This window comes from Pseudovibrio sp. POLY-S9 (genome assembly GCF_001431305.1).
Classification (GTDB): domain Bacteria; phylum Pseudomonadota; class Alphaproteobacteria; order Rhizobiales; family Stappiaceae; genus Pseudovibrio.
On record NZ_LCWX01000238.1, the window covers coordinates 57,741 to 73,456 of the forward strand.

Genomic DNA, 15,716 nt, shown 5'->3' on the forward strand with positions numbered 1-15,716 from the left:
AGAATTTCAATAAAATCAAAGAAAATAAGTGTAAGCAGCTAATTGCAAAATACCCTGAAATATCGGAAAATGGTCTACCAATTAGCTGCCACAAAACTCCCAGCGTCAGAATCTTTCCAGCATCATAGCAATCGCTCCGCTCGCAGGAAACTGAAAGGACTGGCCAATAGTGACGCATGCTGCCTGATACACTTTGAACAATGAGGACAAAATGACCGCAGAAATCATCAGCTTTGGGGAGCCATTGTTCGAGTTCAATCAGGTTAAAGAGTATAGCGGAGAAGGACCGGATTACCTGTCAGGCTTCGGGGGCGATGCCTCCAACTTCGCATGCTGTGCAGCACGTCAGGGTGCAAACGTCGCCATCCTGACCCATCTGGGCGATGATGTCTTCGGCAACAAGTTCATCGGTCTATGGGAGAAGGAGGGCGTTAAAACGCACCTTGTCGAGCGCAATCCGATTGCTCCGACAGGCATCTATTTCATCTCCCACGACGAGCAAGGCCATCATTTCAGTTTCGCCCGCAAAGGCTCTGCAGCATCGCAGGTCACACCAGACCAGCTGCCGGCTGATGCCATTCGTGCGGCCAAACTCTTCCACGTCACAGCCATCACGCAGGCCATTTCCACCAGCTCATGCGACAGTGTTTTCAAAGGCATCGAGATCGCCAAAGAAGGTGACACACTCACCTCATTTGACACCAACCTGCGCCTGAAACTCTGGGATCTGAACCGCGCTCGCGGCATCATTCACGAAACCGCACGCCTCGTTGACTTCATCATGCCAAGCGTCGATGAAGCTGAAGTACTGACCGGCCTCTCCGATCCGGACAAAATCTGCGACTTCTACCTCAATCTGGGTTCAAAGAACGTCATTCTCAAGCTAGGCAAAGAGGGCGCGATGTACGCAACAGCCTCTGAGAGAAAGCGCGTTGCAGGCAATCCGGTAGAAGCCATTGATGCCACTGGTGCTGGTGACTGCTTCTCCGGCTCTTTCTTCACCAATGTGGTGGCTGGCAAGTCGCTGGAAGACAGCCTCAAATACGCCAACGCAGCCGCAGCACTCACAACGCAAGGCTATGGCGCAGTCGCCCCAATCCCGACACGCAATCAGGTCGAGGCCTTCATGCAGGCCCGCAGTATTTGATAGTGAGATTGTGAGAGGGCTCGCAACAATTAAAGCGAGCCTTTTCTATTTGAACTGATCACCAAAGAAGCCAATGTGATTTCGCATCTCACGACGTGCACCTTCAACATCACGTGCTCTGATCGCGTCTAGAATAGCCTTATGCTCTTCAATCCCGTGCCGACGCGCAAACTCAGGCAGCAACGGGTACAGCCCCTTGCTCATGTTCATACCAACAAGGATTTGCGGCTTCATGACTTCATAAACAGCCGCTGCATATTCATTCTTGGCAGCTTTCACCACTGCAGAATGAAAACGCATATCACCATCAATGGTGCCGACAGAGTCCAGCCCATCGCTGTGGATCTGCGCTAACGCAGCATCCAGCTCTGCCATCTCTTCATCTGTCCAGCGCTCAGCAGCCAACGCCGCCATCTCGCCTTCAAAGGCCATTCGGGTTTCCTGACATTGAATAACATCACCAATGCCGGAAATCGCAAATTCTCCGAGTGTGGGCGCAAAAGGCGTTGGAGTGACGTGCTCCTTGATGACAAAGCTGCCAGAGCCACGCACAGTCTTGATGTAGCCCTCTTTACGCAGGCGCTCCATCGCACCGCGTACGACAGGACGTGAGACGCCATACCGCTCGCACAGCGCATTTTCTGTCGGAAGCTTAAGACCTTCCGGAAATTCTCCGGAGTCGACAGCATCTTTCATCTTGTCGTAAACCGCATTCGAGAGGTTTGCTGGACGGGCCACCACTCACACTCCAATTATTCTTGTTTTTTAAGCTGTTTGCAGCCTTGGAAGTTTATTAATTTACAACAGCCGCCCTAAGCTAACAAGTTTGCCACCCTAAACCGGACTCTTTGACGCCTAGCCTCTTAAGATGAATAAAATAGCTAATAAAATCAACTAGATATAAGAGTTCCAAAGGCCACTCCATAAGCGAACAACCATGTTCTCTAACCAGACTGCGACATTATGTAGTCTACTTATTTACAGCGCATCTTTCTAATATATCTGAGAGGGATTGTGGGATCTCTCCAAGGTTGGGGGTGTTATTATGCGTCGACTTCCTTTTAAGACTGTTCGGTGTGCGGCAACTGACTTCTGTGGCACCGTCGCTGTAACGAGTATTCTGGTAGGCATTCTCTATCTGATTTTCACGTTCACATGAGTCCGGCGGGTTTCCTGACACGTTGAAACGCAGGCATCTGTGGGGCAGTCGACACTCCCCACTGGCGAACGTCTGCAACTTGATGCATTCTTGACTTTGATGCTCAAGTAATCTTCAGATGACTGTCTTATGATCGATGTTCTTCAACTAAGCCCTTATGCGCCCAATGAAATCAACGAGGAGCTGGAAAAATGCGCCCCGCTTGCTCGCTATTGGGAACTTCAACAAGACGAAGAGCTGAGAGCTCGGACCTTGCCGAACATCCGCATCGTCGCAACCAAGGGCGATGTTGGCCTCTCCAGTGAGCTGATGGCAGAAATGCCCAACCTTGAGCTCATTGCAGTCTATGGCGCAGGTTACGATAAAGTTGACCTGAAACAGGCCCGCGATAGAAACATCATCATCACAACCACACCAGACGCCTTGACCGAAGCCGTGGCCGATCACGTCGTGGCCCTTGCTCTGGCATCCTCTCGCCGAATTGCAGAGGGAGACCGCTTTATCCGCAATGGGGACTGGCTCAACGGCAAATTAGGTATCGGCTACAGCCTGCGAGGTAAAACACTCGGCATCTTTGGATATGGACGCATTGGCAGAAAAGCTGCCAAAATTTTAGGCGACACATTTGGTATGCAAATTTTGTACTGTGATCGCAACGCAGACCCGAAACAAGATAAACAATGCCGGTCCTCTCCGTTGGAGTTGGCAAGCGAATCCGACGTGCTTGTCATTGCTGCATCTGGCAGCCCGGACACAAAAAATATTATAGATATTAATATATTAGAAGCTCTGGGCCCGAGCGGGCTTTTGATCAATATCGCCCGTGGTTCATTAGTAAACACTCAACATTTGATCACTGCACTTGAGAACAGAACACTCGGGGCCGCAGCATTGGATGTATTTCCAGATGAGCCCAATGTTCCCAATGAGCTGATCGCGTCCCCCTACACAACCCTGACCCCTCACCTCGCGAGTGCCACACTCGAAACAAGACGAGAAATGGGACGCCAAGTGATTAAAAATATTTCATCTTACAGGAAAAATGGAGAAGTATTTAACCGGCTAATTTTCTAACCTATACGTAACCCAAATAACATTTACATAGAAAAAACAAAAATATAGCTCACATGCACACGATTCAGGTGTTATTGTCGCTTGATAATTCAACTTACTTTATAAATAAAGCAAATTCATGCCTTTAAGAAAATCCAAAGTTACTGTGTCCGATATTGCGAAAGCAGCGGGAGTATCCGTTGCGACTGTCTCGAATACCATAAATGACACAGGTCGAATGACCGATGAAACCAAAGCTCGCGTAAAGAAAGCTATGCAAGAGCTGGGGTTTGTCAGAGATTACAACGCCGCCAAACTCCGGTCAGGCCGTTCGCGACTGGTCGGCGTTCTCGTGCCGGATATTTCAATTCCATTTTACGCTGAGTTCTGCACTTCACTGGAAGCTGCTCTCTCAGAGCACGGCTACCTGCCCGTTATCGCCAATGTCGGCGAAGACACCAAGCGTCAGCAAACCATGCTTGAAGAAGTCATCGGCCACGGCGTCGCAGGCATCGCAATCAGCCCGAGCGCAGGCACGAAAAGAAGTGACTTCGAGATCGCCAACACGCGCAGAATTCCCGTGGTCACCTTCTGCCGGGAAATTGAAGGTCTGGCGATGGACTACATTGGCTCCAACAATTATCAGGCTGCCCAGCTGGCCACGAAGCATCTGCTTGAGCAAGGCCATCGCAAATTCGCAATGATTGCAGGCCTGCAGGAAACCATGCCGGGCCGAGAACGCAAACGCGGCTTCTACGACGCCTTAAAAGCAGCGGGCATTCCTGAATCTGACATCCATGTTGAAGTATGCGGCTTTGATCGTGAATGCGGACGCATAAAAGCGCAGCAGCTTGTCTCAAACAAGGCTGAGTTCACCGCCCTGCTCTGCCACAATGATCTAGTCTCAGTGGGCGCAGCTGCAGAACTCAAGAAAGCAGGTCGGAACATCGGTGAAGACCTGGCCGTAGTTGGCTTCGACAACCTGCCGGAAGGTGAAGCATGGACTCCAGCACTGACCTCGGTTGAAAGCTACCCACGCACCATCGGAAAGGACGTTGCCAACTTACTCATCAAACGCCTTGATGGAGAACCGACACCAACCACCACAGAACGGGTAGAGCCGCATTTATTGGTACGCGACTCCTCCAGTTTTAAGGTCTAAGACCCCTTATTCAGGACGCGGCTCGTCCCAAAGGTTTTCCCAGGAGTACGGGCTGCCGGACAAGAAGTACTCATCGCCCGGAATAAAGCGATGGTTCTTGTCCAGATGCGCGATGCGAGACATGTCATGCTCATCAAGATCGCATTCAAGCGCTGCCAGGTTCTGCGCCAGACGTTCAGGATTACCTGACTTTGGCACAACGATAACATCGTTCTGGATCGCCCATTCCAGCACCACCTGAGATGTCGTCGCGCCATGCTTCTCGGCAATCTCTTCAATGACAGGATGAGCAAGAACAACATCCTGCTTCTGCGCGTCCGTCAGATCCGCTGGAACACCACGTCCAAGCGGAGAGTATGCGGTCAGCGCAATGTTGTTGTGCAGGCAATATGAGCGAAGATCATTCTGCTGAAGGAAAGGATGCAACTCCACCTGATTAACAGCCGGAACAACCCGCGCTTCCATAATCAAATCTTCCAGCTTTTGCGTGCTGAAGTTGGAAACACCAATTGTGTTCGCCAGACCATCATCAAAGCACTCTTCCAGCGCTCGCCATGTATCCATCAGCGGCACATCTTCAAGCGAAAAATAATCTTCTGAACTGGTAGGCTTCTTCACGCCCGTCTTCAGCGCCACAGGCCAGTGCATGAGGTAAAGGTCAAGATAATCCAGCTGAAGGTCCGCAAGCGTCTTTTCCAGCGCGCCTCTCACATCTTCAGGCTTATGAAAGCTGTTCCATAGCTTGGAAGTGATGAAGAGTTCGCTGCGCTTGATGCCCTCTTCCTTCATGGCATCAGCAATCGCCTGCCCAATCTCAGCTTCATTGTCGTACATCATCGCGCAATCGATGTGGCGATACCCAGCAGTCAACGCCGCACGAAGTGCAGGATAGGTCTTACCCTCTCCAAAGTTCACCGTACCAAGGCCCAGCATTGGCATCTTGTAACCGGTAGAAAGTGTCTTGGATCGCATGATGCCCCCTCCAAAAAAGAAAACCTGCCAGCGAACGCCAGCAGGTTTCCTTACAACGTATTCCGCACCAGATAAATACCGATGCCCATCACGAGATTTGGTTTCGCCTCATTTGAGAGCAGAAACCTCAAGCCACGTATTTGTTCAGCACTTCAAGAGCCGCCAGCTTGCGGGAAAGATCTCCATCCAGCCACTGCTCCATAGCACCAAGAACACTCTCCTGAGCATAGCAGCGCAAACACGTTGCAGCTCCTGGAATAAGAACGCCATTTTCCATCTGCGCAGCTTCGAAAATCTCATCCAGATTACTGGTATCTGAGTTTGCACTCACAAGCTCCAGCGCAGTCACTCGCAGGCGGCGACGCGGGCTTTTGAGATAGCTACGCACATCAATGTTAGTGTCAGGGTTTCCGGCCAAAACTTTCAGCGCTGAGGCAGAAACAGCGTCAGTTTTGTCCTTCAGGGCTGCCGTCACAACCTTCTCAGCTTCTGGATTTGAGGAGGTGCCAAGCAGCTCAACACGCATTGCACGCACAGCCACATCATTCTCTGGCGGCAAAGCAAGGATACGCTCGATGGCTTCCTCAGAAAGCTCAAGCCCATTCTCAACCAGATGAACGAGACTCTGACTAGCCGCGAACCGAACCTGCATCTGACGATCAGACAAAGCAGACACCAGCGCATCAATCAGTTCAGGCCGCTTCGCATCACCACATATGCGCAAGGCCAGCAAACGAATGTCCAAAGCAGGATCATCCGGACGACCTGGCACAACGCGCTTCTTCTCAATCAGCTCATTCGCAAGCTCAAGAAAGTGCATGTCTTTCTTGCCAAGATCGACAGGCTCTTCAGCCAGTTTCTCAATCTCGTCTTCAGTGTTCAGGATCGCACCGAGTGTTGAACCAGGGAAGGCAACAACATTGTCAGGCAGGTCTTCCACACTCTCAATAGCGCCCTCTGGCACGTCTTCAGCAACTACAGGATCAGCACCAGCAGTGACCTTAGCAACCAGCTCTTCAGCAGAAGGCTCTTCGGCAACAACCTCTTCCTCAGCGACCACTTCATTCGGCGCCTGAGGCTCAATCACATTGCCTTCACGATCAATCTGAATGCGCGGCTGCTTGCCATCACCCTTGCCATTGCTACCCAGATCAGACGGATCTTTTTCTTTTGCGCCGTCGAGAATATCCTGATCATGCGCTTCAGGCATCAGCTTACCCGAAACCGCCCAAACCAGCTGTACAGCAGCATTGTCCGCAAAATCGCCCTCACCTTCAGCCAGCTTGGCCAGAGAGTTCAGGGCAGCAAGACGGATTTCCTGTTCTGCGCTTGTCACCTGTTCTTGCAAAACAGCAAGTCCATCAACGCTCGGCTTCTCGCCGTGAAGCACGATAAACGCTTTCAACACTGCTTCTTCCTGACGGTGGACAGCAATCTCACTCAACAGAGCGGTCGCAGCTTCACTCTCAACCTTCGCAAGGACAGGCACAAGCGCGGCAACAAAAGCATCACTCGCACTGCGCAAAGAGCGTTCAATCCGCTCAATCAGCGCATCTGGTTTGGTGATATCAGAAGAAGCCATCCTCCCAAGCGCCATAATACGCAGGGTCTCCTCCTCGTCTTCAAAAGCAACCTTTTCAAGCTTTGAGTAGGAGAGTTTACCAGATGCTTTCAGTGCCAGACGACGCATTTGCGGCTCGCTGTCAGCCAGCAATACAGCCAGATCCGCTTCCTCACCACGAGCCATCAGCACTTCAGCCGCAGCAACCCGCACATCAGGATCAGCATCTGCAAACAGCACACGCAGGATCTCACCAACCCGCTCATCATTCGCAGAGGAGAGCGCACGCGCCGTATGCTCACGCACACGAGCAGACGCATCCGTCGCCAGTGAGGCCAGTTCAAGCAACCCGGCAACGCCCATCTCAGAAAGCGCCATGGTCACTTCCGGCCAAACTTCCTGACCGAATGGATCGCGGGCAGCTTCCAACAAAGCAGCAGCAGATGCTTCACATTTCAACGTGCCCAGCGCCAGAATGGACTTGCGCTGCACATCCAGCCAATCATCCCATTCAGCGCCGTAACCGTCCCATGCAACATCATCTTCGCAACGGTCTTTAGCCAGCTTTGTCAGCCATTCTTCCGCAACTGTCCCGCCAACAATTGCAAGTCCGTCAACGGCAGAAAGCTTCACTTCCAACACCGGATCGTTCTGCAAACTCCACAGCAGAACATCAGCATCCAGGCCTTTGCCTGCGCTGATCAGAGCTTCAACCGCATCACTGCGGACGTCTTCATCTTCGTCTCGCAGCGCTTCAGCAAGCGCAGCATGAGCAGTCGAAGTGCCAAATTTTCCAAGAATTTGAGCGGACAAACACTTTTCGCGCTCTTCGCCGTTTGCAAGCAACTCACACAAGATTTTCACGAGCTTATCAGTAGCTTCGGTCTGCTCCACTGCAAAATCCTGATCTAAATGCCTGATGGAAACCGTCATGATTGGCTTTTCTCCTCAAGCGTATTCCCGAGTAGTGGACTCCGGTGTTCGGGCAAGAATACGCAAAACAAAAACTTAAAGCAGATTGAAAACAAACTGACTTAAGGCCCACTTCTGCAAAAAAGCTCAACTCGCGAGCCCCTTGGCACAAGCGGGAAAAGAACTGGCGGGATAGCCCCGCCAGCTCCTGATTTCTTATGCAATATCGCGACGTGCGAAAGACATAGACCGGAAACTATCCTTATATGGGCTCGTGCCGATCTTCTTGATGCGACCAACACCCATCTTGTAGTTGTAGTTACCGCTGATCCAGTCCACCACGCGGCCAGACAGAGCATTTGCTGGCTGTGCAGTGTGCAGGAAGTCCATGTAAAGCATGCCCTTCTTCAGCGCCGGGGTAACAATTGCTACCGCAGTAATCGCGCCTTCAGTCAGCTCGATATGGCCTTCATCCATTAGTTTGGTAAAGGTGAAGTCATCGCCTTCAATGCCCACTGTGGTGTCTGTCTGAACCGGAATACGGTCAGAGAAGAGCATCACGTAGTCACCGTTCTCGATACCGCGCTCTTTCGCATCATCTGGGTGGATTTCAACCCAGTTTTCAGGCCAGCGCTGCACGATGTAAGGACGACGGCGGTCATCATAACCAGACTGCCAACGCTCGTTGATACGACCGGAAGTCACCCAAAGCTCATCATCCTTCGGCTTCATCCATGCCCAATAATCGGAGAACAGGCTCCATGGGCTCTTCTGGATGTTGCACTTACCAGTTTGAGAGTTGAAGTGAGTGAGCTTCTTGTTGTAGCGGTTGGAACCGGTTGGACCAGTCGCTGACAGTTCACGGGTCGTGTCATGCAAGCGCTGGGTACCCTCAAGGGTTCCATCTTCAAGCATAACAACTGGGCCCTGAATACCGTCAGTACCGAACTCAGCAAACTTCTCGTGAAGAGTCTTGCCTTCCTTCTGAGCAGCAACCTTCAACATAAAGAAGTCTTTACGGCTGCCACGTGAGAAGCGGGCTGCTTCTTCAAGCACTTCGTTGGAGTCTTTCCAATCGTAGCCTTTGAAGCCCATTTTCTTCGCGAGGTTCGCAACAATCCACCAGTCAGGTTTCGCTTCACCCGGTGCATCGTAGAATTTTGGATACAGACGCAGACGACGCTCACCGTTTGCACGGGTGAATGTGTCCTCACCCCAACCAGCAGCTGGGAAGACGATGTCTGCGAAACGTGCACCAATTGGATCTACGAGGTAGATATCCTGGTTCACAACAACCATGCCACCGCTATCTACACGCTTTTTCAGAGTGTCGATGATGGTCTGCTTGTCGTAAGAGCGCACCTGATTTGGGTTCTGAACAGTCAGCTCTTCAAACTTTGCAGCAAGAGACTGGGAACCACACATGGACTGAATCCAGGTGTTGCCAATCACGTGAGCAAAGCGGGTGTGACCACTCATCAGATACCGGTCGGTATCCATGGCGCGGCGACGACGGCCTGGCAGTTTCTCAGGAGACTTGTTGCGTGGGTAAGACCCACCCTTCAAACCACCACGCTGGTGACCACCAGCACGGCCAATGACCTGCCCCGGACGACCGCCACAGCCCGTGATAATACCAAGAGACGAAATCGCATTGGTGTTACCGGTGTTGTTGGACCAGTAGAAGCCTTTCTCGATCATGATGGAGGTCTTAGGACGGGATCCATCATCACGAGGCTTAGCCATCCACTCAGCAGCCTTGTAGATTTTCTCTACATCGATCTGAGCGGTTTCAGCAGCAGCTGTTGGTTCAAACTCATCCTGAGCCATCAGCCATTTAACGAAGTCGTCGTAGCCTTTGGTCTGGAATTTGCCCCAGGTCGTACGCCACTGCCATGGAGTGTTACGAGTACCCTGACCGAAGCCTGAGGAGCTCTCCCACTTGTTGTTGACCCAATCGCGGATCCATTCAGCGTCCTGCCAACCATTTTCGATGATCACACGAGCAATCGCGTTCACAACGAGAAGGTCAGTACCTGGCTGGATGTCGAGCCACAGACCACCATTCTTCTCCGCATAAGCCACACCAGCAGTACGGCGCGGGATCATGAAGATTGTCTTTTGACCGTTCTGGATGGCTGGCATAATCCAGTCAGTAAACAAAATGGTCTTGGACTCGTATGGGTCGGTACCGCAGATCATCAGAGTCTCGGCATCTTTCCAGTCCTGATAAGAAGGACCGAAGTTGTCGAAACCAGCATCACGGAAGCCCGGAGTGGACGTCACATCAGATGGAGTGTCGTGGAATGTGAAGTTCGCAGTGCTAACAGAGCGCAAAGCATACTTGGAAATCGCGTAGGTGTTTTCCATGTAGCCGTAGGAGAATGTTTTCACGCAGAAAGCGTTCTCACCATGCTTCTTGATAACGTGCTTACCAACTTCCGCAGCAATTTCCAGAGCCAGATCCCAGGTGACCGGCATCAACGTGCCGAACATGCGGATCATAGGTGACTTCAGACGATCGCGAGTTGGGGTCTGAGGGTTGTAAACCTTCTTCGCCAGCGCACCACCACGGATAGAAGAGTTACCATTGATGTTTACATGCTTGGTATCTTTATCCGGAATGATGATCACATGGTGAGGTTCGCCCTTGTGCAGCACAACGTTGTATTGGTTTGGAGCAACCCATGGGCCCAGCGGATCAACCGGGAAGTCGACGCCAAAGGCGTTTTCAGCGGCTTTTTCACCACCTACTTTTCCAGCCTTAACAGGCCAGCGATAGATCTTATAACCACACGCTACGATGCAATAATCACAAGCAGTGGAAAGAACATCAGCATCTACCGGAGGCAGCGGAATGTTTGTTCCAGGAATGTAGTAGGGAGTTGACATGATTTACTCCTCACCCTTTGAGATTGTCGTAGCGGCCATAGATCAGCCCGAACATACCAACAGCGTAAACGTCGTCGCCGTCCAGCTCGAGAAGAACCTGAGGCAAGCTCTGGTAAGCCTGGCCGGAGATGAAGATACCGTGACGGGTTAGGTCAAAGGTGGTCAGATGCAGTGGGCATGGACCCAGAGCCTTATCACCTTTCTGATAGGTACCCTGCAGCGGACCACCCTGGTGAGTACAGGTATAGTTAAACGCTACAATGTCCTTGTCAGAGCCAATACCGCCACCAGCTTCCTTGCCCAACTTAACAATCATGGACTCGCAATAAGCGCCTTCGTCCGGATAGTTAAAGTCGAGCGGTTCGTCTTCTTTCAGCTCAGAGAGCTTACAAATGAACTTGCGCTCATAAGTGGAGACCATCGCAGGCACCTTCGCAGAGGAAGGGCCAGATTTGAGAGCCACCATAACGGTGAAGGTAGAAATACCGGAAGTCAGCAGGAACTGACGGCGTGTCATTACACAACGCTTGCCAGTTTTTGCAATTTCCTCAGGGCCGTTCACGACCTCAATCATCTCAGGAGAGACGGACTTAGGTTGATGTGTCATCTCCATCTCCTCTTAATTCGTTACAGCCGGAAGCGGTTCATACTCAGGAAGATCAGGTGTTTCCATGAGAAGACGCTCGCCAGTGAAGCTTTCTACGAAGGCCACCAGATCAGCTTTCTCTTTGTCGGTCAGACCGAGAGGCTTAATCAGGTCGGTTTTCGTTGCAGCCCAGTCGTTAGTGCCACCACCTTGGTTGTAGAATTCTACGACGTCTTCCAGAGTTTCCAGCATGCCGTTGTGCATGTAAGGAGCGGTGTACTTGGTGTAACGCAGAGAAGGCACACGGAACTTGCCGAGATCAGCATTCTGCTTGGTCACGAAGTAAAGGCCCGGATCGTCCTTCCACTTGCGGTATTTCTCTTCCGTGGAGCCTTTTGCAAAAAGCTCGAAGCGGAAGGTGATTTGCGCAAGTTCATCGTCTTCCCAACCGTCATAAGCTGGAACGCCGAGGTTGTAGTACTTCTGGTTGGAGATCAGAGCACCATCATGACAGGTAGAACAACCAGCCTTGCCGGTGAACAGTTCCATACCGCGCTTCTGCTGATCACTCAGAGCATCATCATCACCGAGCATGTACAGATCAAACGGAGTATCACGCTGAACGATTGACCGCTCAAACGCAGCAATCGCCATATAAGCGTCACGCATCAGAGGGTATTCAGTACCGAACACATCGTTGAAGCGCTCACGATACTCAGGAATAAACGCAAGGCGCGCTTCCATCATGTCGTCTTCACCGTTACCGGCAACACCACCACGAGCAGCTGTACGGGCTTCTGCTTCCAAGGATTTGGAAACACCAGTCCAGAACAGGTTGCCGTAGTATGCAGTGTTCACGATCGTTGGTGAGTTACGCCAGTGAACTGTACCCGGATAGCCCAGAGAGATCTTGTCAGGGAAATCCCAGCCAAGCTCTGGTAAATGACATGCCGAACATGGCATCGCACCGTTACCGGACAGACGTGGATCGAAGAACAGGAGCTTGCCCAGCTCAACCTTTTCAGGTGTCATTGGGTTATCTGGTGGAGAAGGAGGCTCACCCAAAGGAGCCAGTTCTGCCGGGCGTTTTTCAGCCGCTTGAACACCAGCTGCAACTGCAACAATGGAAACACCAGCAAGTGCAATCACACTAATGTTTTTTTTGAATGTTGTCATTTTAGCAGCCCCCTAGTTCTTCTTGTTTTTCCAGTCTTCGATCAACTCGTAAGAGTAGTCGTCGGCTGTCCAAACATATTCAGGAGTATCGAAGCTGTCGCCAGACAAGGTCTTCAGGAACGCGACCAGATTGGCCTTTTCGCTGTTCTTCAGATTGAGAGGCTTCAGACGTGAGTCTTTGTTGACATCATCACCGCCACCCTCGTTGTAGAATTCTACAACGTCTTCAAGTGTCGCCAGCATGCCGTTGTGCATGTAAGGCGCAGTGTATGTCAGCTCACGGAGAGTTGGGGTCAGGAAGGAACGTTTGTTCTCTTCTTTATGATCCCGGATGAATGCACCCTGGTCTTCACGCAGGTTCATGTAGTTGTTAACGCCCATGAACTTCGCGTAAGTCACATAGGTGATGTGACGCAGTGGATCAGACCAGATATCAGGGTTGTTAGGAACACCGATATTGTGTGGCTGATCATCTGTGAAGCGGTTGCCGGTGTGACAGGAAGAACACCCTGCTTTGCCCATGAAGAGTTCATAACCGCGTCGTTCAGAAACGGTCAGCTCACCACGGTCAAACGCGGAACCTTGAGATGTAATGGATTTAAGGAATGCTTCTAAAGCACCGCGAGCACCACCGTTAGATGGTTCACCCTTACCCGCAGCTTTAAACATTTCAACGTAAACAGGATCTTGCTTCATGCGTTCCTGCATGATGCGCATATCCATGTTCATGATGTAGGTCTCTGTGATCATACCACGAGAGACATCGTTCAGGTTTGTACCTAAACGGCCATCATGCATCCAGGCTGCCCGGTGTCCGACATTCGCCAGTGTTGGCGTATTACGGAAACCTTCTGTACCTGTATATGCAGTAGAAAGCTTTTCGCCGTCTGTGAACCCCTTAGCTGGATCATGACATGTTGAACAGCTAAGGTTGGTGTCACCAGACAAACGGCTATCATAAAATAAGCGTTTTCCCAGTTCTACAAGAGCAGGTTTCTGCTCTATCTTTGCAACAGGCCCTAAATCTGTTGCGAATGCCGCAGTGCTTGTCATCAAAGCAATCGACATACTGACGAGAAGGCGCATTGTTACCCCCAGTTTGGCTGGGATGATACTAACAAGATTCGTTGTCAGGCAGCATCGATCCCCGAATACGCAGTATTTCTGCATGGAGCTGAACTGTTTTCATTGATTGCAATCAGTAGTTGGATTTAGGAGTTCTAAAGAATGATATTTTTTCACTCTCATCCGGTAACAAAATGTTGAATAAAAGTAATCCTTAGAATATTGATTTATATCAATGTCCTTGACTACAGGGGACTTTACGCCAAATCACGTAATAAGCGGGGAGCTTAACGCATGTCGGGGACAACCCCTCCAAAGATAGCGTCATCACCTGACCATCTTTCGTTTGAATGTGTTCAGGAATCCTGCGGTTTTAAGGGCGAGGAATGCCTCTGTCGCCCGATGCATCATCATTTCGAAAAAGCAGAATTACGTGCCGCCAGAACCATCGAGCTGAACGAAGGTGATCAACTGGCGCCAGAAGACTTTCCGGAACCTGTTGTTTTCGCAGTTCTCAATGGTGTGATCGCTGTTGAGAGCCACTTAAGTGACGGACGCCGCTCCCTACTCACGCTTCGCTTCCCGGGTGAGTATCTGGACATGAACCGTGCAGACCGTCACGCATCTGGTGAAGTGGTCGCACTTGCACCAACTTTAGTGAAGCTGGTTCCACGCAATGTCTTCGAAGAATTGCTGCTGCTGGATTCCAACCTGCGCCGCATCTACTGGCGCCGCGCGACGGATATCATGCACCAGCAGTTCGACCATTCCTCTGATCTGGGCAAAAAAACCCCAACAGAGCGCATGGCCTCCTTTATCTTTGAGCTACGCAACCGCATGAGCATTCCACGCTTTGTGGAAGAGTTCGCTCTGCCAATCTCCAGGCAATCCATTGCGGATTATCTTGGCCTGCGCGCTGAGACTGTAAGCCGTGTTCTGAAGAGCTTGGAGAAGGAAGGCGCTGTAAAGCTCATCGGCAAGCACAAGATTGCCGTTCTGGACTTCAAAGGCCTGCGCAAAATAGCAAATGGCGCACGTCCGCGCCTGTCAAACCATCGCTGATCTGATCACACGATTGTAAGGGCTGGTCACAGCGCCAGCTCTTCCTGCCCCAGCTTACTCTTCTTCTACATTATTTATTCGCGTAGTGATCTCATTCAGGCGTGTCAGGCTTTGCATCGTCATAGGCAGCATAATAGCCGCCTCCACGAACTCCCACGAGTAAGCCACGATAGAAAAGATCATGCCTGTACTCATGTCGGGTAGCCCAGCCGCCAGGATCAGATTGATCACAATAAACGCGATCTGAAACAGGAAAATCACGCCATAAACAATGGCCTCCGTGTCAGAAAGACGAACTTCATGCATCCTTAGCGCACGCAGATGCCTCCAGACACCACGCCGACTCCCTCGCTCAAGCGCATGCACCTGGTTCTCTGTCTCTGCATTTAGGGCGGAATTAAGTAAATAAAACCGGCTGTTAAACGCCGAGTAAGTAAGCAGCATCAGAACGACGACAGTAAACGCCGACGCTGACAGCCACAAATGGAAGCTAGTAAGCACCACCAGAGCGACAATAATCTGGATAACAGCTGAAAGTACTTCAGGTACTTCCCCTTCCAGATAGTCCACCAGCTCTCTGCTCATGTTCAGCCGCGCTGCTCGTTTCGAAACCGGCTTATTCTGATGCCTCTGATCCAGTTCCGCCCCTAAGTGGAGCCGGATTGTGCCGTAGGCGCGGGTATCATAAATCCGGCGCGCAACCGCGATCACCGTCAGCCCCACAAGAACACCGCCCATTACAATGACATTGTCGAACACCCCTTGAAGCAGGTCATCAATGGCAAATCCGATGAGCAACGGGATCAGTGCCATCAAAAAATTCTCTGCAAGAACACCTGCCCATGTAAGACAAATCCGATAAGGAAATGTCTTCACAAGGGTAGAAAGTCCAAGATGTCCTTCTAAACGCATGATGCCCTCAACACACAAACAATAGATTGTCATTTTAGATAATCTATTGTCGCACGG

The 15,716-nt window shown here is 51.1% G+C and carries 12 protein-coding genes; 4 read left to right on the forward strand and 8 right to left on the reverse strand.

Features of this window, described 5'->3' with window-relative positions; translation table 11 throughout:
* Window positions 1–211 precede the first annotated feature (211 nt).
* Window positions 212–1,147, forward strand: a complete 936-nt coding sequence (locus tag PPL9_RS26140) for a sugar kinase (protein WP_057465457.1) — start codon at window positions 212–214, stop codon at window positions 1,145–1,147.
* A 45-nt stretch (window positions 1,148–1,192) separates the two neighbouring features.
* On the opposite strand, the gene PPL9_RS26145 is transcribed toward PPL9_RS26140, so the two are convergent.
* Complete coding sequence (locus PPL9_RS26145; RefSeq protein ID WP_057465458.1) at window positions 1,193–1,885, reverse strand: FadR/GntR family transcriptional regulator; 693 nt, start codon at window positions 1,883–1,885, stop codon at window positions 1,193–1,195.
* A 550-nt stretch (window positions 1,886–2,435) separates the two neighbouring features.
* Between PPL9_RS26145 and PPL9_RS26150 the strand changes: the two genes are divergently transcribed.
* A complete protein-coding gene (locus PPL9_RS26150; protein WP_057465459.1) occupies window positions 2,436–3,380 on the forward strand; it encodes a 2-hydroxyacid dehydrogenase in 945 nt (314 codons plus the stop codon).
* A gap of 118 nt (window positions 3,381–3,498) precedes the next feature.
* Entirely contained in the window at window positions 3,499–4,521 is a 1,023-nt protein-coding gene (locus PPL9_RS26155) for a LacI family DNA-binding transcriptional regulator (protein WP_082597125.1), read from the forward strand.
* Window positions 4,522–4,527: 6 nt separating this feature from the next.
* Here PPL9_RS26155 and PPL9_RS26160 read toward each other — a convergent pair whose 3' ends face one another.
* The 6 genes from PPL9_RS26160 to PPL9_RS26185 form a co-directional block, all read right to left on the reverse strand.
* On the reverse strand, window positions 4,528–5,493 hold the full coding sequence (locus PPL9_RS26160) for an aldo/keto reductase (RefSeq protein WP_057465461.1): 966 nt from the start codon (window positions 5,491–5,493) through the stop codon (window positions 4,528–4,530).
* 127 nt (window positions 5,494–5,620) lie between these two features.
* On the reverse strand, window positions 5,621–7,987 hold the full coding sequence (locus PPL9_RS26165) for a HEAT repeat domain-containing protein (protein ID WP_057465462.1): 2,367 nt from the start codon (window positions 7,985–7,987) through the stop codon (window positions 5,621–5,623).
* Between the two features lie 195 nt (window positions 7,988–8,182).
* On the reverse strand, window positions 8,183–10,858 hold the full coding sequence (locus PPL9_RS26170; protein WP_057465463.1) for an arsenate reductase (azurin) large subunit: 2,676 nt from the start codon (window positions 10,856–10,858) through the stop codon (window positions 8,183–8,185).
* Window positions 10,859–10,868: 10 nt separating this feature from the next.
* Window positions 10,869–11,465 carry an arsenate reductase (azurin) small subunit gene (locus PPL9_RS26175; protein WP_193757822.1) on the reverse strand — a complete coding sequence of 199 codons (597 nt, stop codon included), beginning with the start codon at window positions 11,463–11,465 and terminating at the stop codon, window positions 10,869–10,871.
* Between the two features lie 12 nt (window positions 11,466–11,477).
* Complete coding sequence (locus tag PPL9_RS26180) at window positions 11,478–12,620, reverse strand: cytochrome c peroxidase (RefSeq protein ID WP_057465464.1); 1,143 nt, start codon at window positions 12,618–12,620, stop codon at window positions 11,478–11,480.
* A gap of 12 nt (window positions 12,621–12,632) precedes the next feature.
* Window positions 12,633–13,706 carry a cytochrome c peroxidase gene (locus PPL9_RS26185; RefSeq protein ID WP_057465465.1) on the reverse strand — a complete coding sequence of 358 codons (1,074 nt, stop codon included), beginning with the start codon at window positions 13,704–13,706 and terminating at the stop codon, window positions 12,633–12,635.
* Window positions 13,707–13,979: 273 nt separating this feature from the next.
* Between PPL9_RS26185 and PPL9_RS26190 the strand changes: the two genes are divergently transcribed.
* Window positions 13,980–14,747, forward strand: coding sequence for a helix-turn-helix domain-containing protein (locus tag PPL9_RS26190; RefSeq protein ID WP_208986925.1), 768 nt, complete (start codon window positions 13,980–13,982; stop codon window positions 14,745–14,747).
* A gap of 54 nt (window positions 14,748–14,801) precedes the next feature.
* Here PPL9_RS26190 and PPL9_RS26195 read toward each other — a convergent pair whose 3' ends face one another.
* Window positions 14,802–15,659, reverse strand: a complete 858-nt coding sequence (locus PPL9_RS26195; RefSeq protein ID WP_057465467.1) for an ABC transporter six-transmembrane domain-containing protein — start codon at window positions 15,657–15,659, stop codon at window positions 14,802–14,804.
* Window positions 15,660–15,716 lie beyond the last annotated feature (57 nt).